This is a genomic window from Vibrio lentus, from assembly GCF_030409755.1.
In the GTDB taxonomy this organism is placed as follows: Bacteria; Pseudomonadota; Gammaproteobacteria; order Enterobacterales; family Vibrionaceae; genus Vibrio; species Vibrio lentus.
The window spans coordinates 855870-882868 of record NZ_JAUFQE010000002.1; the positions used below are offsets into that span (position 1 = coordinate 855870).

Here is a 26999-nt window from a genome sequence, read left to right on the forward strand (position 1 = left end):
AGTTATATAAATGCTCTATCAACCACCCCTAGATATGTAATCAGCACCACTGTTATTGGTAAGGGCTGACCGAATCTAGTGGTGCTTTCTACTGACAATCACTTTAACTATGTGTTTAGGACGTCCTGCTATGGCTAAGAAAATAATATTCATTCATGGTCGCGCTCAAAAGCCCGATAAAGCTCCCCTTCAAGCACTCTGGTACGAGGCTATAGAACATGGCTTGCAGCGAGATTGTGGATACTCAAGTTCATTACAAGCTTTTAAAGATGTCGATAAACGGTTTGTCTATTACGGTGAACTATCGAACACATTGTTAGAGAAACCAACGGAAGACCCTGCAAGTCGACAACAAGCGCTGTCTGAACTCAAAAAGTACAAGACAAGCCAGTTCAATAAAACAACGTATAACAAGGTGTCTAAAATTGGTTTTCTAAAAGAGGCGCTAGCAGATACCTTTTCATCGCTATTTGGAAAGCTGGGTGTGGCTGAGACACTTATAACGAAGGTCGCGCCGGATATGGCGCATTATTGGTATGAAGATACCTATTTTGGCAGCGATGTTAGGCATCGGCTAATGGTTGAACTGAAGGAAGCGCTTGATAATCAGGATGATGTGATGATTGTATCGCACAGCCTTGGGTCGATGATCAGCTATGACGTGTTATGGAAGTTGTCTCATTACGGAGAGTATAGACACGACTATGGTGCAGACAAGAAGGTCAACTTATTGCTTACGCTCGGGTCACCGTTAGGTGATGAAAACGTAAAAGATAGGCTAAAGGGGAGTCGCTTGAAAGATGAGAAGAAGTACCCTTTAAACATTCAGCAATGGATAAACATATCGGCAGAAGATGACTTTATCTCTCATGACAGCAAAATTAGAAATGACTTTAAGGATATGCTCAAACTGGATCTGATACCCGGCGGAATGAAAGATATCCACCCGATCTACAACCTCAATATTCGCAACGGGAAAAGCAATCCACATGCTTCCATCGGTTATCTCATTAACCCTAAATTCATCAAAGTACTGGATGAATGGCTCTCTAGTTGATGTGGTTTTACCATCGTAAATTGTTAGCTACTTGTTCGTTGGAACGCAGATAAAACAAGGCCTCGCGTATGCGAGGCCTTTTTGTGTTCTGTGGATCGAGCGAATTGACTTGGGCAGATGTACGTCAAGTTCGACTTACAAATCCCCTCCTAACCTCCCCTTGGTTTACATCTCCAATCTCTTGTTGGTAACGGGAAAGGGGAGGAACTGAATACCGATCGTGACAAGTGCAGTTATATGTTCAGCGTCAAAGAATGTTCTCCCCCTCGATCGTTCATCTAAAGAGATCGATGAACTCCATTTGAGGGTGGGTGTTGTATGCTTCACACAAACCAAGCACCTAACATACGAAATATTTATATCTTCATAGTTAAATATACAACAGGTGTCACACTTGTCTGTAAATGACTAATCTAACCTGTAATGACCTCTTTACTGATAAAAATAACTTTAAAAGCACCTTTCATCATGTGGGGAGGCTTTAAACTCAACGTCAGATAAAGAGATTTCTTATGTATAAGTATCTAACACTAATCGTTTTATTACTCACTGGATGTGCGTCTACAAACGAAATTGCAAACAATTCTTGGTGCCAACCTTACAACGATCGTCTTGCTGAGGTCTTTAGCAATGAACTTACGCTAGGCGCTAAAGCCTTAGACACCACTATCGGATGTGCTCCTAGGCCACTACCAAATTATTTAAAAGGAACTACTCTTAGCGATTCAATACTCATCTCACAAGAGCAAGTCGATATCGTCGAAAAAATTAAAGAAACATACAAAGAATCTGAGCCTAATGCGGACGAGATCATCAACTTTGTTATTTCACCGCAAGCAAAACAATTAGCATTGAGCAGGGCATTGCGCCTTAATGAGTTGTCATACTCAATTATTGCACAATCGCAGAAGAACAAATCTAAACTAATAAAAAACAATACCTTTGAATTACTTAATGGATTTACGAAAGGTAATATTGATAAGCTCAACGAGGCCGTAAAAGAAACCAGTTACGATAGGTATCAGAAACAGGTGCATCGTATTCAGCGTGATTACTATGACATCTTGTATCAAATTACTCTCGGTGGGGCTGATAAGGATGGTCGACAGTCAATATCATATGACCCAAAAGATATCGCAACGCTGCTCACTAAGGCTGTTAAGGTTTATGCTGATCAACAGGCTATTAGGTCGAACTTTTTATTAATGCGCGATCAGTATTTCGCAACTATCAACAGTAATTCACTTCCACCTTTTGATCAGCAGTGGGAGAACCAGATAACAGACATTAAAGAGCAATGTAAGCTAACTGCAAAAGGGCTTGGTTTAGATGAAACCAAGTGTGATGTTATGTCGAAGTAGATATATCTCTAATGAACTAAGGCCTCGCGTGTGCGAGGCCTTTTTGTGTTTCGACTGAAACTCAATACTAATCGAGCCTAGCGAAAGCTCGGGATAATCGCTGGAATCCCCGGTAAAAGGCCAACCAACGCCATCACACCACTTAGTACAATAAACATAATGCCAGGCAACACCCAACGGCTCATTTTACTAAGCTCACTACTACGTTCTTTACAACCGACTAAGCCTAAGTTATCCAACAGCATGGTGAGAGCCCAACCAAATGCAGGGTTAACGAGCGCTGAAGAAAATACAACAATCGCTGCTGATTGGGTGGTTTTCCCTTCACGCGTCATTTCCATTCCAGCTTCTAGCAATGGCACAAATACTCCAACAATCAGCGCAACACAAAGTACCGGTTGCCAGATAGCTAAATCCATCGGGTAACCCCAAACTGCGGCGATAATACAGAATAGCGCCGTGAGCAAGGCGCCAGCAGGAATAGGGCGTTTAGCAATCGCTGCCGGTACGATGTAAGTACCCCATGAAGACGTAAAGTTAGTACCACCGAGCAGAGAACCGAACGTTTGACGAATTGAAGCCGTGGTCATGGTGTCGTCAATGTGCATGTGTACTTTTTCGGTACGTTCTGGGTAGCTGATCTTTTGGAATACTTGATGTCCTAAGAAATCCGGTGACCACATCGCTACGGCTAGAATCGCAAACGGCAATACCACCATGAAATGTTCAATCGTCGGTAGGCCAAGCATCCAGCCGGTATCTTCTCCCCACCAATACATAGGGTTCATGTTAGGCAAGCCTGGCTCAGTGTGGAAAGCAAATGGGGCACCCATGGCAAATGCAATCGTACCACCCAGTAAACAACTAAGAGGCACGGCTAACCAGCGCTTACGGAAATGTTCTAATAACGCGTACAAAATGATGGTGCAAAAGATCACGACAAACGCGATATGGCTCATACCAATTCCCTCAGCCCAAGCAAATAGCTTCTTAACCTGAGAAGCGGTTCCAACAAAGCCAAGGTAGAGTAATAAGCCGCCACACACGCCTTTACTGGTGAGGTTGGCCAACATACTGCCACCTTTACTGATGGCCAAGAGTAAGCCAAAAGCACCTATCAGCAAGCCAAAGGCCATTGGGTGTCCGCCAGCTGCAACCACAATCGGAATTAAAGGAATGAGTGGACCATGCGTACCAGCAAGGTTAGCCGTTGGTAGTAAGAAGCCAGAGAAAAGGATGATGAAAACTGAAGCGATGAGTAGTTCATAACGAACATTTTCTAAAATAAAGCCTTCATCTAGCCCGAGAGCCCCCGCAAAGGTAGCAGCAATCGCGCCCACCATAACAACTTTACCAATCGTGGCGGCCATCGCTGGGATGGTGTCTTCTATCTCGAATCGATAATCTTTAAACGGCAAGTTAGGACGCCAGCGTTTAGGCGACATGATTTGTAATTCATGTTCTAAATATTGTTCGCGGGAATCAAACTCCGAGCTTGGTTTGTGTTGTTGTTCATAAGTGAGTTCATCCTCATTGGCTTGAGGCTTATTTGCTTGTATATGTACTGACTCTAAAGTACTGCTCATTTTGATTCCTTTCGTTCACACTCTAAGGCGTGTTATTCCAACAAACGTTATTGACTCACGCAGAAGCGCAAACAATGCGTCAACTTATAATTAAATATTCATTAACATTTAGTTGTTAGTACCTTATACCAAACCAAAAAAAACAAATAGACTCAGTCGGTTAGACATTAGTCGTAGAGTCGGACGACTAGTATTAGACCCTGTAGATAGCATGTGTCTGTTTATTGGTAGGCGATGAATTTATGGGTAATAAACGACTATCTAACAAGAAATGCTTGGCGTTAAAGCATCAGATAACATCCATCGATGAGTGCTTTCTGGGGTAACGTTTTTGGTTAAAAACTATTGATAATAATTCTCATTACGTTACCTTGTGGGCTCAAACACACTCATTGTTGCGGAGACCAACATGGAACACTCGGATATTACTCAACTGCTTATTCCAAAGAGCGATTGGGCATCGCCTGATCTCTTTCTCTATGAAGGGGAAGACAAACTTCATCTGAGCTTAGAAGGCGCTATTCAATACAGTGGATTGAACAGCATTGGTGGCGTGGTTCTGGGCTTTAGGATGATCCAACATGCGGTGCAACTCGCGGCGGGTGATCAGTCTTTGCAACGTGATGGCATCAGTGTTTATACCGCGTTCCCTGGACGTGGTGCTCAAGATGCTTTTGAGTACACATGCCGCGCACTGCGTGATAGGCGCTATTGCTGTGATACCACATTGCACCACCCAGCAGCGCAAACCGGACAACGTGGTCAGTTCTTATTTACGCTTCGCTTGAATGAACAGTCTATGGTGATGACGCCAGCAGACGGACTTCCAAGAAAAAGCTATTTTGAGGCCGACCGACACTCACAAGAAGGTCGAGAGGCAGCATTGAGATGGCGCGATGAGAAGATCAACTTTGCCAATACACTCTTGAGCTTGTCGCCAGAAGAGTGCTTACGCGTGTTGTAATTCTTTGTTCTCACTTACTGGATGAGCTCAAAAACACAATGAATAACAAGAGGTCGCTCGCTTTCAAGTGGGCGACCTTTTTGTATCAAGCGCTCACGGAAACCAGATTCTTAGTCGCGCTTAGGCTTGCTGGAATGACTCACTTTTAGTTTAGTGCGGTAGTCTAAAGTCTATGAGTTTCAGCAATCAACTTAAGCTGCCCGATCTCAATTCGCGACACATTTAGGCACGCAGGTGGTGCAGTTTTCAAAGCATTACACAGCTTACGGTTAAACTAAGTGATATGATTTTGCTGAAAGAACTAAAAAGCTAATGAATTAAAGGATGAGTACGATGGAAAAAACGATCTCATTGGTACTGGGTAGTGGTGGCGCAAGAGGCTTGGTTCACGTTGGAATCATCCGTTGGCTGATTGAGCATGGCTATCAGATAAAATCCATCTCTGGTTGTTCAATTGGCGCACTTATCGGTGGTGTCTACGCCGCGGGTAAGTTGGATGAATTTGAAGAGTGGGTCACCAGTATCGACCAATCAAATATGGCTATGATGTTGGACTTTTCATGGCAATCGAGTGGGATCTTCAAAGGGGACAAGATCATCGACACACTGCGTGGATTGATCGGCGAGATTTCAATTGAAGATCTGCCTATCCCTTATACCGCTGTTGCCGCCAACGTCGCCGATGAAAAAGAGGTTTGGCTGCAATCAGGCTCTCTGTTTGATGCCATTCGCGCTTCTATCTCTTTGCCATTGTTCTTCACACCTCATGTTATTAATGGCGAAGAGCTGATTGATGGCGGTGTACTTAACCCTGTACCGATTGCGCCTACCTTTGGTGATAAGACAGACTTTACTCTGGCAGTGAACTTAGGCGGCGAACCTGAAATGCTCCAGCAGGAAGTGACACCGGTTTCGCTACCAACAAAAGAGAGTAACCTGCATGAGAAGGTTGTTCATTTTATCGATAATCTCGGTAGCAGTGTAAAAAGCAAAATGAGCTTCAATTTTGCAGCCTACGACATTGCCAACCAAGCGTTTGATGCGATGCAATCGACCATTGCTCGTCAAAAACTGGCCGCTTATCCTGCCGATATTACGCTTGAGATCCCACGTAATGCCTGTGGCACTTTGGAGTTCGATCGCTCACAAGAGATGATAGATAGAGGGTACCATTTGGCACAGGCTAAATTGGGCAATCGACTTTAATGTATTTGCTGCTGAATGAGAGTATTTATGGAAACTGAACTAAAAGAGCTTGAACTCCACGAGCTTATGGCAACAAAAGACGTCATCGTACTCACTAGCTCAGAAGCAGCTGCCGTATCTTGGCTGATAGGGTGCTATCACGAGAACGCCAATATTCAGATTATCGAGAACGCACATCAGCTAGATACTGAAGCGGTTTTGGCGCAATGCCGAGACAGCCTGAGTGAAAGTAAAAAGGTTATCCTTACCGCGCAGTTTCGTAGCCAGCTCCCTATCATCAACATCGCTTCGCTGTGTAATGAGCAGCGCAAATCATTGATCAATATTGAATTGTTAGGCTGGGATGAAGAAAATCGTCTTCCTCATTCTTATAGCAGTTTCTAGGTTATAAGAATTTTTAGCTTATAGCGGTTTCTAGTTAACTGCTTTCGCTAGATAACAGCCGTTTTAGGTAGCAGACAATGTAAAACCATCACTTCAAATGTCTGCCGCCATCAAGGTGCAAAGTTCTTCCTGTCATGTAGTGACTGGCCAACACAAACTTGATGCCATCTATTATTTCCTCAAAGCCCGCTTCTGAGGGAATCAGAGCTTTCTTCAAAGCTTTGGTTTTGTATGCCTCATCGTCATGTTCATTAAACTTAATCATGGCTGGAGATAGGGTATTTACTTTGACCTTGGGAGCCAGCATCGCTGAAAACGAAAGCGTTAGGTTGTTGAGCGCAGCTTTACTAGCAGTTTTTTACTGCCTTTTTCTGCAACGTAGTCACTGATGTGGATGATGTCTGAAGTTTCATCGCCAGACATTAGTTGGTCTTTGAGTGTTAAATTGAACAGGTAAGGCACGGTAGCGTGAATCGTCATCATCTGGTGCATGATTTGTGATGCATTGTCACTGGGGTTTGTCTTGTTCTCAGGCTTCCAGTCTGAAGCGTTGTGTATGACGGCTCGAAGTGTCTTATATTCTTGACCAACATAATCAAGAAAGCCCTCTAGGCTACTTTGTTGATAAAAGTCTACTTGCTGCAAGTCGGCTCCAATGTCGCGCAACCGTTGCAGTTGAGGATAGTCGCTGCGGTAGGTGCCAACCACTTTGTATCCATCCGCTAAAAGTTGCTGCGCCAGTGCAAATCCGAGTCGCTTTCCAACGCCGGTTATCAGTATCGTTTCACTCATCGTAAAAACTCAGCTCTGGTTTGAGGGTTAGTTTTGAAAATACCACCGAGAGCGGTCGTTGAGGTTTCAGAATTAGCATCCATCACGCCTCTGGATTTAACGCAATAGTGAGTGGCTTTAATCGTCACGGCTACGTTGTCTGTTTCCACTAGAGTCTGTATTGCGACTAGGATTTGCTGAGTAAGGCGTTCTTGTACCTGAGGACGCTGAGCAAAGAATCGAACGATACGGTTGATTTTAGACAGCCCAAGAATCTTGTTTTCAGGGATGTAGGCGACTTCCGCTAAACCATCAATAGTAATGAAGTGATGTTCGCACGTAGAAGTTAAGTCGATATCCGATACCTTAACCATTTCATCAACCGACATTTTATTTTCTATAACACTGATTTTCGGGAAGTTATCGTAATCTAGCCCTGAAAATATCTCATGGACGTACATCTTTGCAATACGATGAGGGGTTTCAGCAAGGCTATCATCGGTTAAATCCAGTCCAAGCGTACTGACCACTTCCGTCAAAAGTCCTTTGATACGGTTGTACTTCTGGTTGGGGTTCATTTCGCTCTCTGTCATTGGAGTTTCAAGTCCTCTTGCGAGCAACGCTTCTCTTACTTTTTCGGCTTCTGTATTCAGCATGACGCACTCCTTATTAATTATTGTCGTTGTCTGCTTCATAGCTCAGGGTGAGCGAAACGGAGTCGGCAAAACGTAGCGCGTGAGGTTTGTCGATTCTCACTTGAGCGTATCGCACCCATGGATGGTCGATACAGATGCCGAGAACGTCACTGGTTAGCTTTTCCAAAAGCAGAAACCTTCCGGATTCGACATGTTGAATGACTTTCTTGCAGATGTTTTTGTAGTTAAGCGCGTTGTCCACATCATCAGAGAGGCAAAGGTTGTTAGCGGGGTAGTGGATTTCTGCGTTGATAACAATGTCTTGCTGCTTAGACTTTTCTTCCTCGTTGAAGCCGATGAAGGTTCTTAGTCTGAGGTTTGTAATGGTGATAATGGCGTTGTGATTCATAACAGTGTCCAATCCTTAGATAGTGAAGTCAGTTACGTGCTTGTTTTAAGAAAAGATCAGTAAAGCTCAGGTGATTAAGAGTTCAGTTGTTCATTTTGCAGCCGTTCTTTTTTCAGTCATGGAAAGGCTGAGTGAAACTGAGCTCGAAAGGGATGGGTTCGGTTTTCTGGCTCAATTGATCGAAGCTTTCCCAGAGCTGATGAAATGAGATGTCTAGAGTGGGGTGGCGTTCTTGCGCGGCAACATCGACTAACGGCCTGAGTACAAATGCGTATTCGGTGATCTCGCCTCTAGGCAACTCTACGCCATCAATAATGCCGACTTGATTACCATAAAGAAGGATGTCGATATCCATCGTGCGTGAAGCATAGGCTTTGGTCTGACGCTTGCGATCATTCTCTGCTTCGATTTGATGTAGAACCTGAACCAGTTCAGCGACAGGGAGGTCACATTCAAACCCAACGACAAGGTTAAGGAAGTTATCCCCCTCGAAACCGACAGGCTCGCAATCGTAGAAATTAGAAATGTGCAGCGGTGCAAAGTGGTCATTCAATGCGTTGAGAGATTCTGTGACGTGGTGTTCGCGGTTAATGTTGCTTCCGATGCTGACGTAGACGTTGGCCATAGTATTTCCTTTTTGTTTAAAAAACCTATACGTCCAACTCGCGATGAAGATCAGCTATGCATCCTCTTAAAAACAGGAAGATAAAAGAAAATAGGGTTCTGCCGCAAATCGCCTCTGATAGTGATAGAATCCCCGCATCAGAATTATCGAGAATCTAGGTATTTATAAACAATGTTTATCCATCACGTTAACGGCATCGACTGGCTGGTGATTACAGCTTTTGAAGAACTGAAAACTATGTTTATCGAAGATGCAGGTCCAATCCCAGCTTACTTCTCGACCGCTAGTGAATTGAGCCTGATAGATCAAGCCAAGCGCAGCTATGGATTTTTGCCGACACTCCGCGGTGTGATCACTGATACCGGCACGTATCAAAGTGAAAATCTTGACGAAGATTTGAACCCACAGCTTGCGTGCATAGTGGAAGGGCGAGGTCGAGTGTTTATCTATCACGGCGACTATGTGGCTTTTGTCGATGACGAACAAACCTTCATTACTCGAATGGACTAAACATTATTCAGTGGGTTTAGAGCGGTTGATTAGTTAATGGGTTAATTGATTGCGAATAAGCTGCTCTGTAGATAAAACTAAGGCCTCGCGTTTGCGAGGCCTTAGTTTTGAGGCTATTACAATAAACCGATCTCTAACAGGTAATTGGATTGAAGTGTTCTAGTCCATGACAATTAGAGTCGTTACTGTCCTTACCAGATATCTTCGATTAAAGAGTCTTTAAGCTGCTCAGCTGCGGCAATGTTTTCTTTCGACATGTACTGTTTAACGTCGATTATCTCTTTCTCTGCATCCGAGTTTCCGTATTCCTGCGCGACTTCAAACCATGCTAGCGCTTTAACAAAATCGCTCCATGTACCGTGACCATTACGGTATGCGTAACCAACGGAATATTGACCATAGTCGTTGCCCTGCATTGCGGCGCGAGTGTAATACTCTAATGCTTTCTTTGCGTCTGTAGTTTTGAAACCACACGGTTTTTTGTATCGAGTAGAAGAGTAAATATCCCCCATTTTCACATAAGAAAGTGTATGTTCATCTTCTTCAATGGCGTTGCTAAACAATTGCATCGCTTTAGAGCAACTCTTTTCAACGCCTTGTCCATTTAGGTAAGAAATACCCAAGTTGTACATGGCACTTGCGTCGCCTAAGTTTGCCGATTGCTCAAACCAATAAGCAGATTTAGTGAAGTCCTGAGCGACGCCTTGACCTTCATCGTATGAAAATGCGAGTTGATACATAGCGTCAGAATACCCCGCTTTTGCAGAAGCTAGGTAATAGTCGTTGCCTTTCTTTAGGTCGACAGGTGTACCTTCACCATCAAAATACATTACGCCTAATGAGTAGAGCACATAAGGGTCTTTGCTGGTTTCAGCTTTATGGTACCAAGCCAGTGCTTTTTCGTACTGTTCGTCGTCGTAATACTTATCTGCCAAGGTGATGATTGCTTTCACCTCACCTGATTCCGCGAGTTGATTCATGTACTCATAACCGCGTTCTACGTTTTCTTCATACATTGAATCATCAATTAAAAGGTTAGCAGCCTGCATCAGTAATTCGGTATCGCTAGACTTTTCTGCCGTCTTTAACAATGTGAGTTCTTTGCCCTCAAAAGCTTCAATCTCAAGATCGTATGCAAAAGTGTTAACGGATAGCAGCAGCGACAGTGACGTTAAAAAAGTACAACTTTGTTTTATCATTTAAGCCATTTCTTATATTAGTAATGTTTCACATAAATATAACAAAACAGCTTTGAAAATAAAGGAAATTTCGGGATATCGAAAACCGAATTCACGACAATGAGACCTAGGGCATCTCAATATACTGGAAGCAACCAAGACTGGTTAATAAACGTTGACCCAAGCGATTAACTCAATGGCTTAGGCGCGGAAACTAGGTGGCACTGACTCAGTAGCAATGGACAGAGCTCTATATGTGCCGATAATGATCTAGAGGTCTTTAAACCCAAGTTATCGTGACACTCATTACCTGACTGGCAGCTTGGTCTTTGTTTTTACCTGACCGAAGGCGAAACTGGATTCGATGGAGGCAATATTGGGAAGGCGGGTTAATTGCTTGCGGATAAACTGCTCGTAGCTTTTGAGCGACTCACTCACCACATGTAATAGGTAGTCGTGATTGCCTGTCATCAGAAAGCACTCCAACACTTCATCTATCACTTCAATGTGCTGTTCAAAGTCGCGCATGTTCTCTTCAGTCGGCTTTTCAAGCTTCACCAACACAAACACATTAACCGGCAGGCCACACGCTTCTTGGTCAACACTCGCGTGATAGCCGCGAATAATCCCTTGTTTCTCCAATGACCGAACTCGACGCAAGCAAGGAGATGGCGACAGTGCCACTCGATCGGCCAACTCTTGGTTGGTGAGCCGAGCGTTGCTTTGCAGTTCAGCCAGTATTTTCTTGTCGATCTCATCCATTGGCATATTCCATCAATATTGAAATTAGTTTGGCAATATTATTGCTCAAAGTGTATGTCTTACTTCGTAAATAGCAATTTTATACATCTGCACAAAACTAGAATTAAAGGAGGAACAACAAGCATGGAATGACTTAGGCACTATGAATACTTCAACTCAACTTAGCCCGCTGCGTAAAACCACCAAACACGAAGAAGCAGAAGCCCTTGCGATTGAGCAAGCAAAGCACTTTGGTATCGATCCAAACAGTGATTACGGCGTCACGCTTATCGAACTGGCGACGACACTGTACAAAGCCAATACCAAGACACACGATCTTTGGGCATTGACGGTTGATGGACTTTCAGAACTCGACAAGAGTGACCGAATCGCTTGGTTTAACGCTAAACGCTTCTTGTCATTCCAGATCGCTAAGATCCTCGACAACCTGCAAAACCCAATGCGCGCTACTTACCAATCTATTGCCACCAATAATGGTAATTTTGCGTCTAAAGGCGCGTATCCTATCTTCGATAATGTGGCGGCTATCTTCTCGGCAAGCCCGGTTATTACGCGCACCGCCACGTATTTATTTGCCTGTACTGAATGGATTGAAGATGCGTTCAACGGTAAAGAGCCGCTGCACGATATTTATTCTCGACTGCTTAACCCAACCTCGATTTCACTGGCTAACCATATGGTTGATATTGAGGCAGGTTCTAGAGCCAACGAATACCTCGCATGGAACTTTAATTCGGGGATGGCGGCCATTGATGGGTTGTTGAGCCATTTACTTGGGCATGAAGACATAGTCTTGGCTTCACGTAATATCTATGGCGGTTCTTACCAGTTGTTGGAAGATTGGTTTGGGAAACCGTCTAACCTAAATGTCGCGGTAGAGTGGGCCGATGGTTACTCAGGTGATGAGTTTGCTACTCGCTTAGATGAGGTTGCCGATAAATACGCTGATCGCCTCGCTGCGGGTAAGAAGATCTACGTTTACCTAGAGTCACCGTGTAACCCGCATGGATATGTGTTGGATGTTGCTAGTATCAGCAAAGCTGGTCACGTTCGTGGTTGGGATGTGATTGTTGACTCGACAGTGGGGACTCCATTGCTGCATCCAGTACTCAAGCGTGATGATGCAATGGAAAGGCCTGATTATGTGATTCACTCCTACACCAAAGAACTGGCGGGTTCTGGCACCACAACCGCTGGCGTTGTGATTGGCCGCAACGAGACCATGTTTGTTCCAAAAGGAGAAGAGGTCACTTGCACTAAGCCTAACGGCGATGAGGTCACTATTCCATGGAACGAAACGTTGTTTTGGAATGTGTATTACATCAAAGGCGCATTCTTAGATGCAGACAAAGCGTTTGAAGTGCTTAATGGCATGAAAACGTATGAGATGCGTGTGGTGCAGAAAACCATTAATACACTGATTTTGGCGAAGATTTTTGATGCTCACCCAGACATCAATGTGTCGTGTCCAGCTTTGCCAGACAGTGACAACTATGAACACTGCCAGAAAAATATGTATTTGGGGTTACCAGCCGCGCTGTTTACCATCGATATGGAAGGCAACGGCGACCGTGCATCAATCAATCGAGATGGGTTTAAACAGTTCTTCGACATGCTTGAGCCCGCAATCGGCATGCAAGTGAGCCTAGGACAAACTAACACTGTGGCGCTGTGTCCGGCATTGACCACGCATTCAGAACTCAGTGATGAGGCACTCAATGAAGCCGGCATCAAACCAACCACAATGCGTATCTCTATTGGCTTAGAAGATCCTCGAATGTTCATCGCTCATATTATCGAGGCCGCCAAATTGTCGATTGACCGCAAACACGCAGACTTCTCATCCAGCTTCCCTAGTGGTGAAAGTATAGATGAAATCTATATGCAAACCTATATGGATGTACATCAGAGGTTTGTTACGAGCTTGCCGAAGTTTAGTCAGCTTACTCAGTAACTTAGGTCAGTAAGAAAAGTTAGCAAGCTCAGTCAATTAAAAGGCAGTAAATAAAAAAGCACCCTGCTGACTCAATAGTCGGTAGGGTGCTTTCTCGATATAGAACCAAGTGACCATATTGGTTTACCAAGTCACTTACTATTTCGGCTGGTGGCCTGTCTTTTTCGCGAGCTCTTGCATAGCTTCGGCAAATGTAGTTGTTCCGCCCTTCGCTTTAACCTGAACCACCTTATATCCTTGGCTTTCCAGCGCTTGGCGTTCTTCTAAAACGGCTTTGTCATCTGGCTGACTGCCTTGCACAGGCTGATGAATGTAACACCCTTCTAATTGACCATCTTCGACCAGTTGGTGGTGTTTCAGTGCATTGATATCAAAATTCATAGTAAGTCTTTTCGCTTTAAATGGAGAGTCTCTGTGGCAAAGGCCTCAGGTATCTATAATTTTATTGTTTGTACCATACGGCATTTTAACTACAAGAATCTAGTGCAAATACAGTAATCCAATGAAATGCAGTCGGGTAGGTCTTACTTCTTGAATCTTTTATTGAACGTAGGAAAGGGGAGGAACTGAATGCGAACGTTACAAGTGTTGCTGTATGTCTAGTGATAAAGAATGTTCTCCCCCTCGGTCATTAGTCTAAAGAGATCGTCACTTGTCATCTGAGGGGGAGTTTTTTAAATATCAACTTGAATCTGAGTATTGGTCATCATCGCGAGTAGTTTAGCCACTCGGGCGCGCATCTCACGTCTATCAACAATCATGTCTAAAGCACCATGCTCGAGCAGGAACTCACTCTGCTGAAAATCGCTTGGTAATTTTTCACGTACCGTTTGTTCAATCACTTTGCGACCGGCAAAATCAATTCGCGCTTTAGGTTGCCCTATATTGATGTCACCAAGCATTGCTATACTTGCAGATACACAGCCAAAGGTTTAGTCGGTTAACACGGATATATAAGGGAGCTTTGCATCTGATAGTCGTTTTAAAGCAGCACTCGTTTTTGCCATTTGTATTAAAGCCATCAATGACTCTTGCATACGCGCTCCACCACAAGCCGAAAAGCATACCAATCCACAGTTAGCCTCGATGGCTGCATTAACAGTATCAACAAAGCGAGCGCCCACAACGGCACCCATTGAGCCAGCCATAAAAGAAAACTCGAAAGCACACGCCACAACAGGAAGTCCCAAAAGTTCTCCTTTTGCAGCGACTAGGGCATCTTCTTCACCCGTGCTTTTTTGAGCAAGTGCGATGCGCTCTTTGTAGCGTTTTTGATCCTTAAAATTGAGTAAGTCTTGTGGTTCATACTAGCTACATTCCAAAAAGGTAAGATCTTTTCTCGATATCCTCTAGTTATGAGCTTCGGCTAATATTGGCTATCTTATTTTATTCCCCTCTTACTCTGAATAAAAACCTCGTAGTTATATACATCACCTTCATCACCAGTTTTCGCAAAAAATTTGAACACATCTTCTGCTAACTCCAATTCTTTCATATCCCTTGAACCAGCTAAAATGTAGGACAATTCTCTTGTAACGTAACTATTATCCAGCTCATATGATTTCTTAAGGTATTTTTTAGCTTTTAAATACCAATCTAAAGGATGTTCTTTCGACGTTGTGTACTTTATATAGTAACTCTGACCAAGAATAATCATCTGGTCAGGATTATTCTCATTATAAAAAAGGCTAGATTCTATGATCTCTATTGATTTGTCTATATTTTTCTCAAAAGCTCCCCCATTAAAATAAATGCCTGCTTCGATGAGAAAAGCAAATTTTTCATTCTTCTCGGAGATAACTGATAAATCTTTCAGGAACTTCGTCTTACTATAATGTTTACTTAGGTAATTTATATTTTCTAAGTAGAGAAATATTCCATCGACAACCTTTTCATCATCTTCTGACGAAAAATCATCAACGAAACATTGCTCTAACTCCTTTGAACAAGAATACTTATTTTTTGCCTTAAGCCAGCTGGTATCTCCCTCGGAGAATACTTGTGGTGAAATTAGTACTACTAACAAAAAAACTAATATTTGATACATAAATCATCCTAAAAGCCAAGCAATGGATTTCCATAATTTGGGGTGGTGGTTTTGTTTATAAAGTTGAGCATACTTTAATTTGTCTGTTTTCATGCTCGGCAATATCAAAGCGCCATGAATCGCACACCGCGAAGCGGTTTCTCAAATCCTTTTAGGACAAGAGTGAGGGGGGTGTATTTAGTAATTAACTACATATATAGAAAACGCAGAAAAGCCCGCATCAGGTTGAATGTGAGTGGGCACCGCATGCATTGAGATAATCTATGGACAATCAGGCCATTATGACTTGCAGCCTATTTTGGGGCACATCCATCTAAGATTCCTTTGAGCTCTGCCATATCCCTGTTCAGCGGCTTTTCGATACCAGTGTGCCGCTTGTTTCTCATCTTGGGGCACACCCTTACCATTTTCGTATAGCACAGCAAGGTTCGTTTGAGCTCTTGCATATCCCTGCTCAGCGGCCTTATGATACCAATGTGCCGCTTGTTTGTTATCTTGAGGCACACCCTTACCATCTTCGTACATCCCCCCAAGATTCGTTTGAGCTCTTGCATATCCCAGTTCAGCGGCCTTACGATACCAATGCGCCGCTTGTTTCCAATCATCAAATACACCTTTACCGTCTTCGTACATCCATCCAAGATTCGTTTGAGCTCTTGCATACCCCTGCTCAGCAGCCATACGATACCAATGCACCGCTTGTTTGTTATCTTGAGGCACACCTTTACCGTCTTCGTACATCCATCCAAGATTCGTTTGAGCTCTTGCATTACCCTGCTCAGCGGCCTTACGATACCAATACACAGCTTGTTTGTTATCTTGAGGCACACCTTTACCGTCTTCGTACATCCGCCCAAGATTACTTTGAGCGCTTGTATCCTTCTGCTCAGCGGCTTTACGATACCAATGCACTGCTTCTTTATTATCTTGAGGCACACCTTTACCGGTTTCGAGCATCACTCCAAGATTGTACTGAGCTGTCGCTCTCCCTTTTTCGGCAGCTTTGCGATACCAATGTACCGCTTGTTTATTATCTTGAGGTACGCCTTGTCCCTTCTGGTACATCACTCCAAGATTCGTTTGAGCTCTTACATATCCCTGCTCACCAGCTTTAACGGTACCAACGCACCGCTTGTTTATTATCTTGAAGTACACCTTGTCCCTTAAAGTACATCACACCAAGATTGGTTTGAGCGCTTGCATTACCTTGCTCAGCAGCTTTGCGAAACCAATATGCTGCTTGTTTATCATTTTGAGGTACACCTATACCTTTAGTGTATAAGTATCCAAGATAGTCTTGATTATACGCATCCCCTTGGACAGCAGCCTCTTTAACTTTTTTTGTTGCAGGACCGAGTTCAACAGCATTTTCTCGGCTCACTCTACTGGTACTATTTTGCGAACATCCAGCTATAACAATACAAGCTGTTAATAAAATAAAAATTCGCATGGCAGTCCCTAGTATTCTCAGTGATTAGTATCAGTCAGACTTATACTATTTATTTTTTAGAAATTTCTTTAGAGGTAGATGATTGTTTTTCTGATTATGACTTAGATTATTTATGGTGTTTATTATGCATGATATAAAGGTGCGAGTTAGCTATCAGAATTGTCCTCAAGGTATCTTAACAAACTTGGGGATAGTAACAAGACAATGGGCTTCAGGACGCTTTAAGATCAATTTATAAGGCAAAAATAAGAGTGTTTATTTGGATCACGAAGCGCCTAATAATACCCATTTCTCATACTTTGCCAATGTATGGGACCAGGTTAGTTTTATTTGGGTCAAAAGTCGCCCATTTAAGAATGTAGTCTTGTAGGTGAGAGCAACAATGGGGCAAAGACGTGTCGATGATTATTTTTAATAAGCCAGTTCCTCAAAGCGTGCCAAACGCTTCGCTCCAAGAATACAGAGCGAAATCTGATTCGTTATTGGTATTTAAGTCTTGAATTCAGCTTTCCAGATTACGCCGAACTAAATCGTGCATTTGTTTTATCGTCATCAATGCCAACCAAATGATTTCTTCTACTGAGCGTTGACCTGTTGTGGAAGTGGGTTGGTCGGTATCTGTTGTATTGGTTAGCGCGGGTAGCTCATGGACGCGATTATCGCGAATGGTATTGACCAACGCGTTCATAGCATCGTGAATTAAGCGTTCGACTTGTTGAGTTCCTTGGTATTGCGTGCCTGTTCTGATGAGCGGAATCAGCAGACAAAGATAATGGCTCAATAATCGATAGTGACTCAGCATATCTTCATAATAATGGGGATCGGCGCGAGTGTGTCTTGGCTCTTGTTGCATTTCGTTATAGATGAGTTCTAGGTCGCTTTCTGCCGTGAGCATGGCAGCACGTTGCTTGGTTAAGGCCATGTGGTCGCGTTGTTCAGGGTCGACTTGCAATTGTTCATAGCAATACACAAACAAGCTTTTTGAACTGTTCAGAGCCGTTAACGCTTGGTTGTGGATCTCTTTGCCTCGCCATTGCGGCCACAACAAACCATAACCGAGCAGCACAATGGCGCCACCGACGATGTTGTCGATCAAACGTGGTGCTGCGAAATCGAGCCCTTGATGTGCCATGGTCTGATAAATCAAAATCAATAGCGCAGTAATACAACCAATGGCTAATGAGTAATTACGCATGATATTAAGCATCGCGACGGGTAAGAGAATGACAATTAGCGTATACATCGCGGTCGTTGGCACGCCAATATGAATCAAGGAAGTCGCGAACAGCACACCAAGTGCCGTGCCTAAACAGCGTTGCCAAGTTTTACTGCGGGTCGCCAAGAAGCTTGGTTGAATCACCATTAACATCGAAATCAACACCCAGTCAGGGCGAATCAACTCAAAGTATTCGGCAATTCCAGCACCAAGTGCGAACATCAAACCAACACGGGTAACATGACGCCAAATCGGGGTGCCTCGGCTTGGCAGACGAAACGACAATTCGAACGGCTGCACTTCAAAAGAGCGTTCATAGGCGGGTTCGTTAAGCTCAATACGACGAGAAATGTGCTTCACTGCGTATGCCCAATAACGAAAGCGGGGTTGGTCTTCAAGCTTTACCGCTTCAATCAAGTCATCGGCTTCTTGTTCTAATGAGCTTAAGTGCTCCATCTCTTCATTCGTGTTGTGCAAAAGCTGTTTGGCTTTGTGTCTTAGCCTTTGCTGACAATGTTGGCTCCAAACCAATAACAAGTCACGCTTTTCCTTACTAGATTGAAACTGGCTCAATAAATCAGGGTTACTTGTATGGCTGCTGAGTATCACTTCAAATGTATCGAGCGCGAGAAATAGGGCTTGTCGGAGCGAGTCAGCGTCTTCGTGTTTCGAGCGAAAGGACTCTGATTGAAGTGCCTGTTGGAACAACTCGATGAGCTGGTATTTGATGCGTCTTTTGGATGCTTCGTTTTCGCCTCCTAATAAGAAGGCTTGGCGATATTGAATGTAGTCTGCCAACGTTTCGTAAATCGCAGATAGACACACGCGCAGCGCATAATGTTTCCACAGGGCAAACCAAAGCCAGCTAAACAGTGCAAAAGTAAGTGGGCCAAGTACCAGCATTGGGTACAAGCTTAGCGCTGAGTTGGAATTATGGAGTGATAGGGTGACGACTGCAATTAAGAGGCTGGACATGCCTAGCCGTGCCCAGAATGGACCATTGACCGCTGCGCTGGCAAGTAAGGCACCCATTGCGCCGTAGGTTAACCATAAAGGCAGCCCACTGTTCAACAGGACGTAACTGATGGCTAAAGTGATTCCCCAAGTGGTTGCGGTAATCGCAAAACGCGTCCACCGCCTTGGGCCTGCTGCATCAAGACCGCTAATTAAAGCCGCAGGCATAGTCATTAGCGCGGTCATTGCGATGTTGAGGTGATTCGACAACACCCCTAAACCAAGAAACAACACAATGGCACTGGTGGCGCGAAGCCCTAGGTTAATCGAAGGGGAGTACCAGATTTTACGGAGAATGGCAGGAGAAAACTTCATAGACCCTCTTTACTTACTATGTCTCGTTCAGTGTAACGCCAAACCTCTTGATTGTGCTGGTTTCAATCACAGATTGATAAATTGAATCGCTGCAAGCCTCTTCTATTGCCATAGCTCGCTAAAGCTTGGTTTATTGGAAAACGCTTCTAGGCTTAACTTTGCCAGTGTGTCTGTGAAAGGGGAACTTTGTAAGGCGTTGGAGAGGGTGTCTATTTCTCTAGCTGAGAGTAAACTCGCGTGCCTGAACAGAACGTAATCTAATGCAACGTGCAGGTACAACGTCGAGAAATCAGGCTGAAGTAAATCATGAGTGTTATTCAGTTGTTCGATAAGTGATTGAACGCTTCTTTGAATACCTTCCTTTCCTCTAACTGTCAGCACATTTTGTTCAGCGTCAAAGCGGCTCAATGCAGCGCAGCGAAATGCTACTTCCATGAGGGTTTTACTCATTCCCAATAACGACATGCGCTTACTATCACTAGTGTTGGTTGCTATGAGTGTTTTAGTTGGGTAAGCCTGCAATAGAAACTCGCAGATCATTAAGCTCTCGGTGAGCGCAATATCCTCATGAGTTTCAAGAACCGGGATGGTACTTAATGGATTGATTGTGACTAATGTTTGGGGTGTCTGCCATGGGTCGATCCATTCAAGTTTAAGTGGCGCATTGCACAGGTAGGCAGTGGCCAACACCGCTCGTGAGAATGGTGAGGTATCATTTAAGTACAGTTTCATGAGCGATTCCTTTGCTAAGAATTTGTTTGAGCAGTGTTTAATGATTGCTGTTTGGTTGATGTAAAGGCAATGCAGACTATCGACAAGATGAGTGCACTCGTACTGACCATAAATAGGATGTTATAGCTGCTTAACTGTGGTGCGTAATGAGCCATAACAAAGCCAACCACGCCTTGGGAAATAGCAAAAGCCATTGTCATGGCTCCCCAAGATTTCGTATGGAGCTGTGTTCCAACGAGTTCTAAAGTGTAAGTTGATACAAGTGTGACGATACCTGGAGTGAACATACCGACGAGCAAGGACGAAACAAAAAGTGCAACGGCACCTGTGCTCAATAGTGGAAGTGCAACGCCAATCGCTTTGTAGAAAAACGCAGTTAATAACGCTCTTTTGAGTCCGATCCTATCGCCTAATACGCCTGTCACTATTGGCCCAATTGCAGCGCCGATGCCAAATACGGCTCAATAAACCCCGCCACTTGATAAAGTCATTCCCAACTCACGAACAATATAGTCGACCCAAAAGAGGGTGTGAGGCAAGTAACCAATGGCGCCAAAGGTGTAGGCTAAAAGCACAAATCGAATACTGATACGTGTGCGCTTGGATAAGTCTCTAAACGAAGCTGGGCTCATCGTACAATGACTCTGTTTAGCCTCAAGATTCCATGTATTCCATGTCAAAACGGTCGCTAGAAAAGCAATGGCTCCCATACCTAACCATGCACTTTCCACACTTTGATAGATAAGTAGAGGTATGATCGTTCCTGAGATCATGGCACCAAGCCCGATCCCTGAAAATACGACGCCACTGATTCTTGCTTTCATCTCTTGAGGGTGAAGGCTAGCGATCATCGGGGGAGCGAGCACCATAAGAATGGCTCCTGATATTCCCGCCATGGTTCTCAATGTTAAAAACCATTCAAAGGGGGCAGACTTTAAGGCACAACCAAGATAACTAAAGCTGCTCAATAACAAAGAGGCGCGTATGAGTGTGCCTGTTGAATAATATCGTTGTAAAAAGCTGGAAGCAGGAGCCCCAAAGATATAGCCAATCAGCGTTGCAGCGCCAAGCGTTGAGGCATCTTCACTTGAGAACCATCCGCTCTGTATGAGCACTGGCATCAAGGCAATGTAGGCAAAGCGGCCAATGCCATTACCGACTAATGTTGCCGCAAGCCCAGCGAAAGTTGCGCGGTTTAAGAGTTTTATTTGTTGCATGTCGCGCCTGATATTTGCGTTTGTAACATAACGCTAACATTTTAACTTGAGTGCTCCAAATGGGTTTCTACTCTAATGTGTGGAGTTTGATGGTGATTTATATCCTCTGTAAATATCAAATCAGTCATTTACATTCTGGAATTCATTCTTTTGAACATGTGGTTTAGACGCGCAGATGCTTAAAGAGACTTGTACTGGATAAATGGCTCACGAGTTAATCGTGAATTTTTGACTACAGCTCAAGATTAAAGATAAACAGCTTGATAGTCGATTGAATTAGCCGACAAACGAATTCGACTTATTCCAATCTTCTCGCTGCGATTGTATTCGTTGATAGAGTGATCAAACCCGTAGGCTGTTGAAGGTGCCATGTATTGAGTTACGCCTTGTTGTGTAACCGTTATTCCATCATGGCCGTGACCGCAAATAACTTCACGCACGCTATGTTTTCGAAGTAGGCTCATCACATCGACATCGTTTTCCAAACAGATGACTTTCATCCACTCAGCTCCGACTGGAATGATAGGGTGATGGATAACAACGATTGGGATGCTTGTCTTTCTCAGCTGTTGCTTTAGGCGCGTCATACCACGGCTATCAATACGTCCAGAACCCAGAGGGTGACGGCTATCGAGTGGCTTGTCGCTAGAATCCAGAAACAAAAACTGTCGTTCACAGACAGTGGCTTTATCGGTGACGAAAATCGTCGATCCTTTTAGCTCTGTGCTCATTAAGTAAGAGTCATCATGGTTGCCCGCAATCGCATAAATGGATTGATCACCAATGTGTTGCCTAATGAACGCCTCTAATCGAACGTAGTCTCCCGACTTTGGATTACAACAAATATCACCGGTCAGGAAAATGTTCTCACAGGTTGGATCGTTAGCGACGTGTTCCAAGGCTTTACGCAGGTTTTCGTAGCTAGATTCATCTAAAAGGTGACAGTCACTGATTTGGTAAATGGTGTTCATTGTTGGAGTCCGGTCATTACATGCACATTGTTAAAGATGATAGAAAAATGCCTGCCAAATTGGCAGGCATTTAGAGATGCTAGTTCGCTTTGGATGCTTTAGAAGCCTCGTGCTGTTCAATCATGAAAGCGATTGCTTCATCACTTAAACAAGATTTACTGACATATTGGCGCTGTTTTCCAATATGAAGGATAAAGCCGAGATCGGTCTGTTCAAGTTGGTCGATGTCACTCCAAGCGATAGTATTGGTGGCTTTGCGGTTTTTATAACTCACACCATCAGTATCCCCCGAAAAGACCACTTTGCTACCTGCGCCGGAGCTGATTTTTTGTCGCCATAGCCACCAGGTTCTTTTGCAGTACACACTGAATGCTTCAATCACACTCAAAACGATAAAGAACCAGCCAACGTAACCGTTCGGTAATAGCTCAAACTCTAATAGAACCACACCAAAAACAAGAAACAGTATTCCTTTTAAATAGGCTTTTGGAAATTGAGTCGGAAGGCTAGTTTGATCATAACACTCTGCAAAAAACGTCTTGTCGAGGGTGTATTCTGTGGTGAAACCGGGATCTTTAGACATGTGTGGCTACTTTAAGGTTCTGTGAATGTGCTTTCATTGAATAGGTATAGCTTGCTGCGGTCTTGCAGCACGAGCATTGTATCGCTTCTCGATGCTTTTCTTTAGCGGTTTTGATGCTCTTTTGTAAATCAATAATACCGACACAGCGTATTCATTCTATCGCCCATGGGATTCTAACTCCGAATAATCACCGTATTTCTTCGCTCTAATCAATGGCGATTTGATTTTCTTGCGACAGCAAAGTAACTAGATGCCCCTTTGTATATCTCTTTGGCTTCCGTTATCTGGAAATCACCTTCTATTAATAAATTGTCTAAATCAGAGCTTTTGTATTGCCTGATCGTGATGGGGATGATTCCGATCTTCGAAAGTAATCTAACCAAATGAATCTGCATGCTAACCAATAAAGACTTCCTTCCCCCTAGACAAGGTGTGGTCGAAATCAATAGCCCATTAGGCTTTAGTAGCTCATGTATTCGTTGAACGACATGATGGGGGTTATCAACAGTGTGTAACATGTTGAAAGCGAAGATCACATCAAATGACTCGTTTTCGTATTCGTTGTCAAAGATAGTAGTTTGGGCAAAATGGACATTTTTTATGTTGTTATTAGCGGCTTTATTTTTTGCCGCTTCGATCATCTCTGCTGATATATCAATGGCATGAATTTCCTTAACATGGCTCGCTAACTCGCATGATTTTGTGCCTGTTCCACATCCATAATCCAGTACAACATTGCTAACATTGAGGTGTTTTTTGGCATTTTCTCTTGTCATGTTATGTATGTATTCAAAGCGAGCCTCAGACTTGTCATAACCTTTTGACGCCTTATTCCAGAAGTTTTCAGTCTTGTTCATTACCTACCACCTTTCAGTTTTGTTAAACCATACATCTGTTGCCTGAGTTGGACCTTGATGAGTTGAAATTCACAATCTAACTACATTCTATCGATGCTATTATGGATTGGTAGGGGCGAAAATGCATAAAAGGTATTCATATGCGAATAGATTGGAAGGCGGTAGATTTTGATTGGAATCATGCGAGAGCTTTTCTTGCAACAGCTGAGTTGGGTTCTTTGTCAGCGGCAGCGAAGGCTTTAAATAGCTCTCAGCCAACGTTGAGTAGGCAAGTCAATGCATTGGAAAAGCAACTTAAAGTTGCTCTATTTGAGCGTGTCGGTAAAGGGCTTGAGTTAACGCCAAGTGGTGTCGAATTGGCTGAGTGTGTCAAGAGTATGGGGAATGCTGCCGCCCATTTATCCCTAACAGCTTCTGGGAAGTCAGAGTTATTAGAAGGTTCGGTTTGCATCAGTGCATCAGAGAGTATGGCGGTTTATGAGTTGCCTGCGATCATATCGAAGTTGAGGTGTATTGAACCCAAAATTACGATTGAACTGGTCGCATCTAACGGGAGCAGTGATTTGAAACGCAGGGAGGCCGATATTGCTATCCGATCTTACAGACCTGAGCAGTTAGACTTAATCGCTAAGAAGCTCCGAAATGATCATTTCTACCTTTATGCGACAAGCTCCTATCTTGATTCAATCGATAATCCGCAAGCTTTGTCTGATTTTAATCATGCTGCTTTTATCGGCCCCCCTGATTATCAAGACATTATTTCGATGTTAAATCGACGCGGTTTAAGCCTTACCACTGAGAGCTTTCCAGTGACGACAAGCAATCACACAGTCTATTGGGAGTTAGTCAAACAAGGTGTTGGTATTGGTTTTTTTCAAGAAAGCTTGGTTCAACCTGCAGATGGTGTAGAGAAAGTACTGCCGGAATTTGGGGTTGTCTCAACTGAGCTTTGGCTTGTGACTCATCGTGAACTTCGAACCAATCGGAGAATCCAATATGTCTTTGAATTTTTGAGTAAAGAATTATCAAAATAGTATTGATAGGAAGAAGTAAGGAGCTTAATTAACCTTGAAGCTCCTGTTGTTGAGCCTCTATCACTGAAGCAACAACACAAGTTCACTAGCTCTCATAAAGCGACCAGTTGAGGAAGTGGAAGTCGTTCGTTAACCTGATCTTTATTGTGTTCTATTTACCTTAACGCCTGTTATAAATTATCTAATTTAATTAAACATAGGGTGGCCATAAAATACGAATCAAACGGCTAGAGGGGATAGAAGATGATTGGATCAGTGCACAATGATGAACTCGATAGATACATTGAAGAATTAGACTTAAACCTTACGAAGGATGAGGTTCGTGAGCTTGGCTGGCAACAAAGCAGGGCAATGCCAGAAAATGAAAAGACTGCATTAGGGGCGGGGTTCTTTTTCTCTTTCTTCGGGTTATGTGTGTCGGCTTGTCTTGCTCTTCTGGTGTATCTCTCTTGAAAATAAACAGAACAATGACGACGTACAATCAGCATGGGACGTTCGATTGGTTCGAAGTTGATAGAGCAACGTATATTCTGTTCAAGGTAGGCGATAGCAGCGTTCTATTGAACCAGTATTACGAAGATGTCACAGAACAAAAACGTGAAATATACAGGGTGTTAGGCATCGCTCTCTGTTCTATTAATAGCAGTGTCTAGTTGCCACCAAGCGTATCTTGGGAAAGAGGTGAGAGATAAGGCTCTATTTACTCAATACGATAATCGTTTAGAGCCTAATGATGGCAAAAAAGCCCACATTTCTGTGGGCAAAATAATTTAAGCTTTTGGCGTCCATGTTTGTTCGTAAACACGCATTAAGTTACCGCCGAATAGTTTAGCAAGGTCTTCATTTGAGTAACCCATTTCCCATAAAGCATCGACAACACCTGCAATGTGTTTTGACAGCTCTGCACAGCCTGTCGCGCCTTTGTTGAATGCTTCCACCATGTAGCCGTTATCAGCGTACTTGTCTGCATTAGCAACGGCAAAAGGTACCACTTTTGCTGTTGTCATCATGTCATCGGTTGCGATGCCGACGTGGTCAATACCTGCTACTTTTACCGCACCATCAATCATCTCTGCAAATTGTTGTGGCGAGATGTCTTCAGGCCAAACGCCGTCCATCATGAATTCTGTCGCAGTTACTGCAACTACACCGCCCATTTCGGCAACAGTCTCCGCTTGCTCATCAGAAATTAATCGGTAGCACGCAGATAAACGGTAATCGGGGTGGTCCTTTTGTAGGTTTTTCTCTGCCATACGCTGCTTCGTTTCACTCAGTGTTTCGTGAGGCTTACAACCGTAAGTTGATGCAACTGGCGAGTGCGAATAGATAACCGGCACACCTTTATGATGCTTCTGCATGTAGTCGGTAATATCTTCAGTTGTGTAGTGAGACGTATGAGAGAGATCAACCGTGATACCGTGTTTCACCATTTCATCGATCACTTCTTTACCAAACTCAGTTAGGCCCGATTTATCACCGTTTATCATAGAGATAACACCAGAACCTGTAAGCTCTGTCTCGTTGTAGGTGAGTTGCATCGTTTTGATGCCGTGTTCAGCCATGACTGCAACATTTGAAGCGTCACCTTCCAGAGGCATGGTTGTTTGGCTTGCCCACATTATCGCGTATTCACCGTTATCATGAGCGAGTTGGAAGTCTTCAACGCTCTCAACATAACGAATTGGTGTATTGGCAGACGCTGATGCTTTTGTCCACTTCGCATGTTCAGACTTAAACGCCAACATATTTGGTGTGTGAGGTGCAGCAATCGTTACTGATGCGCCTGTTATGCCACGCTCATGAGCAAGGTCGATATAGCGAGCAACATCAGAATCTTCAGTGAAGCCAACAGCGCTAGGAGAGGCATAAAAGTCCAACACAATGGTTTCTTGTGCGAATTTCTGCGCTTCTGGCGAAGCAAATTCATGCCAATCTAATGTTTCAATAGATGCGTTTACACCAGTTGATAGTGATGCGATTGTTGCGGCTAGGATTAATTTTTTCATGATGTAACCTCTACATTAGTTAGCGAGTTAAGTGCGCTGTTGATGTAGGAGATAATAAAGGAACCCAGCACTGAAAATGTGCATTTCGCGACATGGCTGTGTTCTTCTTGTTAATCGGATTATGGATAGATAAAACTATGGTTTTGCGATAGCGA

The 26999-nt window shown here is 43.6% G+C and carries 25 protein-coding genes and 3 pseudogenes; 9 read left to right on the top strand and 19 right to left on the bottom strand.

The features are described from left to right. The first annotated feature begins 130 nt into the window (after positions 1-130). Positions 131-1057 carry a hypothetical protein gene (locus QWZ07_RS12200; protein WP_192853067.1) on the top strand — a complete coding sequence of 309 codons (927 nt, stop codon included), beginning with the start codon at positions 131-133 and terminating at the stop codon, positions 1055-1057. 512 nt (positions 1058-1569) lie between these two features. Continuing rightward, the gene (locus QWZ07_RS12205; protein WP_065103706.1) at positions 1570-2418 is read left to right on the top strand and encodes a hypothetical protein; all 849 of its coding nucleotides are present in this window, start codon (positions 1570-1572) and stop codon (positions 2416-2418) included. A gap of 77 nt (positions 2419-2495) precedes the next feature. Here the strand turns inward: QWZ07_RS12205 and QWZ07_RS12210 are convergent, their stop codons facing one another. Then, positions 2496-4004 (bottom strand): DUF3360 domain-containing protein, encoded by a 1509-nt coding sequence (locus QWZ07_RS12210; protein WP_192853068.1) that lies wholly within the window; start codon positions 4002-4004, stop codon positions 2496-2498. A 409-nt stretch (positions 4005-4413) separates the two neighbouring features. On the opposite strand from QWZ07_RS12210, the gene QWZ07_RS12215 reads away from it, so the two are divergent. The 3 genes from QWZ07_RS12215 (at position 4414) to QWZ07_RS12225 (ending at position 6558) form a co-directional block, all read left to right on the top strand. Further along, positions 4414-4968 carry a hypothetical protein gene (locus QWZ07_RS12215; protein WP_065103976.1) on the top strand — a complete coding sequence of 185 codons (555 nt, stop codon included), beginning with the start codon at positions 4414-4416 and terminating at the stop codon, positions 4966-4968. Positions 4969-5301: 333 nt separating this feature from the next. Beyond that, complete coding sequence (locus QWZ07_RS12220; RefSeq protein WP_192853069.1) at positions 5302-6174, top strand: patatin-like phospholipase family protein; 873 nt, start codon at positions 5302-5304, stop codon at positions 6172-6174. Positions 6175-6189: 15 nt separating this feature from the next. Continuing rightward, positions 6190-6558, top strand: coding sequence for a hypothetical protein (locus QWZ07_RS12225; RefSeq protein WP_192853070.1), 369 nt, complete (start codon positions 6190-6192; stop codon positions 6556-6558). A gap of 88 nt (positions 6559-6646) precedes the next feature. Here QWZ07_RS12225 and folM read toward each other — a convergent pair. The 4 genes and pseudogenes from folM to folK all read right to left on the bottom strand — a co-directional run bounded on the left by folM (position 6647) and on the right by folK (position 8998). Continuing rightward, a pseudogene (gene folM / locus QWZ07_RS12230) lies at positions 6647-7350 on the bottom strand (dihydromonapterin reductase). Next, positions 7347-7985, bottom strand: coding sequence for a GTP cyclohydrolase I FolE (gene folE, locus QWZ07_RS12235; protein ID WP_102517534.1), 639 nt, complete (start codon positions 7983-7985; stop codon positions 7347-7349). The pseudogene folM and the gene folE overlap by 4 nt, the downstream one beginning before the upstream one ends. 13 nt (positions 7986-7998) lie before the next feature. Then, positions 7999-8373, bottom strand: coding sequence for a dihydroneopterin triphosphate 2'-epimerase (gene folX, locus QWZ07_RS12240; RefSeq protein ID WP_192853072.1), 375 nt, complete (start codon positions 8371-8373; stop codon positions 7999-8001). Positions 8374-8485: 112 nt separating this feature from the next. Next, the gene (folK, locus tag QWZ07_RS12245) at positions 8486-8998 is read right to left on the bottom strand and encodes a 2-amino-4-hydroxy-6-hydroxymethyldihydropteridine diphosphokinase (protein WP_192853073.1); all 513 of its coding nucleotides are present in this window, start codon (positions 8996-8998) and stop codon (positions 8486-8488) included. 171 nt (positions 8999-9169) lie between these two features. Between folK and QWZ07_RS12250 the strand changes: the two genes are divergently transcribed. After that, a complete protein-coding gene (locus QWZ07_RS12250) occupies positions 9170-9508 on the top strand; it encodes a cytosolic protein (protein ID WP_192853074.1) in 339 nt (112 codons plus the stop codon). A 191-nt stretch (positions 9509-9699) separates the two neighbouring features. Here the strand turns inward: QWZ07_RS12250 and QWZ07_RS12255 are convergent, their stop codons facing one another. Continuing rightward, positions 9700-10707 carry a tetratricopeptide repeat protein gene (locus QWZ07_RS12255; RefSeq protein ID WP_192853075.1) on the bottom strand — a complete coding sequence of 336 codons (1008 nt, stop codon included), beginning with the start codon at positions 10705-10707 and terminating at the stop codon, positions 9700-9702. A 285-nt stretch (positions 10708-10992) separates the two neighbouring features. Further along, positions 10993-11448: an Lrp/AsnC family transcriptional regulator gene (locus tag QWZ07_RS12260; RefSeq protein ID WP_017094327.1), complete on the bottom strand. Its 456-nt coding sequence runs from the start codon at positions 11446-11448 to the stop codon at positions 10993-10995. 142 nt (positions 11449-11590) lie between these two features. Between QWZ07_RS12260 and QWZ07_RS12265 the strand changes: the two genes are divergently transcribed. Further along, positions 11591-13402, top strand: coding sequence for a PLP-dependent transferase (locus QWZ07_RS12265; RefSeq protein ID WP_192853076.1), 1812 nt, complete (start codon positions 11591-11593; stop codon positions 13400-13402). Between the two features lie 138 nt (positions 13403-13540). On the opposite strand, the gene QWZ07_RS12270 is transcribed toward QWZ07_RS12265, so the two are convergent. The 11 genes and pseudogenes from QWZ07_RS12270 to QWZ07_RS12320 all read right to left on the bottom strand — a co-directional run bounded on the left by QWZ07_RS12270 (position 13541) and on the right by QWZ07_RS12320 (position 23804). Further along, positions 13541-13783 carry a hypothetical protein gene (locus QWZ07_RS12270; RefSeq protein WP_048611711.1) on the bottom strand — a complete coding sequence of 81 codons (243 nt, stop codon included), beginning with the start codon at positions 13781-13783 and terminating at the stop codon, positions 13541-13543. 293 nt (positions 13784-14076) lie between these two features. Beyond that, positions 14077-14709, bottom strand: a pseudogene (locus tag QWZ07_RS12275) (acetyl-CoA carboxylase carboxyltransferase subunit beta); the annotation flags it as partial. Positions 14710-14783: 74 nt separating this feature from the next. After that, positions 14784-15449, bottom strand: a complete 666-nt coding sequence (locus tag QWZ07_RS12280) for a hypothetical protein (protein WP_102384058.1) — start codon at positions 15447-15449, stop codon at positions 14784-14786. 279 nt (positions 15450-15728) lie between these two features. Beyond that, positions 15729-16514 (bottom strand): tetratricopeptide repeat protein, encoded by a 786-nt coding sequence (locus tag QWZ07_RS12285; protein WP_261891362.1) that lies wholly within the window; start codon positions 16512-16514, stop codon positions 15729-15731. Positions 16515-16560: 46 nt separating this feature from the next. Then, positions 16561-16899: a tetratricopeptide repeat protein gene (locus QWZ07_RS12290; RefSeq protein WP_261890852.1), complete on the bottom strand. Its 339-nt coding sequence runs from the start codon at positions 16897-16899 to the stop codon at positions 16561-16563. A gap of 502 nt (positions 16900-17401) precedes the next feature. Next, the gene (locus tag QWZ07_RS12295) at positions 17402-19444 is read right to left on the bottom strand and encodes an FUSC family protein (protein ID WP_192853077.1); all 2043 of its coding nucleotides are present in this window, start codon (positions 19442-19444) and stop codon (positions 17402-17404) included. A gap of 102 nt (positions 19445-19546) precedes the next feature. Beyond that, a complete protein-coding gene (locus QWZ07_RS12300; protein WP_192853078.1) occupies positions 19547-20176 on the bottom strand; it encodes a glutathione S-transferase family protein in 630 nt (209 codons plus the stop codon). 14 nt (positions 20177-20190) lie between these two features. Beyond that, positions 20191-21393, bottom strand: a pseudogene (locus QWZ07_RS12305) (YbfB/YjiJ family MFS transporter). 245 nt (positions 21394-21638) lie between these two features. Then, on the bottom strand, positions 21639-22364 hold the full coding sequence (locus QWZ07_RS12310; RefSeq protein WP_192853079.1) for a metallophosphoesterase family protein: 726 nt from the start codon (positions 22362-22364) through the stop codon (positions 21639-21641). Between the two features lie 79 nt (positions 22365-22443). Further along, positions 22444-22947: a YcxB family protein gene (locus QWZ07_RS12315; protein ID WP_192853080.1), complete on the bottom strand. Its 504-nt coding sequence runs from the start codon at positions 22945-22947 to the stop codon at positions 22444-22446. Between the two features lie 209 nt (positions 22948-23156). After that, complete coding sequence (locus tag QWZ07_RS12320) at positions 23157-23804, bottom strand: class I SAM-dependent methyltransferase (protein WP_192853081.1); 648 nt, start codon at positions 23802-23804, stop codon at positions 23157-23159. Between the two features lie 140 nt (positions 23805-23944). Here QWZ07_RS12320 and QWZ07_RS12325 point away from each other — a divergent pair, with 140 nt between their 5' ends. Beyond that, a complete protein-coding gene (locus QWZ07_RS12325; RefSeq protein ID WP_192853082.1) occupies positions 23945-24838 on the top strand; it encodes a LysR family transcriptional regulator in 894 nt (297 codons plus the stop codon). A gap of 243 nt (positions 24839-25081) precedes the next feature. Continuing rightward, complete coding sequence (locus tag QWZ07_RS12330) at positions 25082-25291, top strand: hypothetical protein (RefSeq protein WP_192853083.1); 210 nt, start codon at positions 25082-25084, stop codon at positions 25289-25291. A 317-nt stretch (positions 25292-25608) separates the two neighbouring features. On the opposite strand, the gene QWZ07_RS12335 is transcribed toward QWZ07_RS12330, so the two are convergent. Beyond that, on the bottom strand, positions 25609-26844 hold the full coding sequence (locus QWZ07_RS12335; RefSeq protein WP_102525673.1) for a membrane dipeptidase: 1236 nt from the start codon (positions 26842-26844) through the stop codon (positions 25609-25611). Positions 26845-26999: the final 155 nt, after the last annotated feature.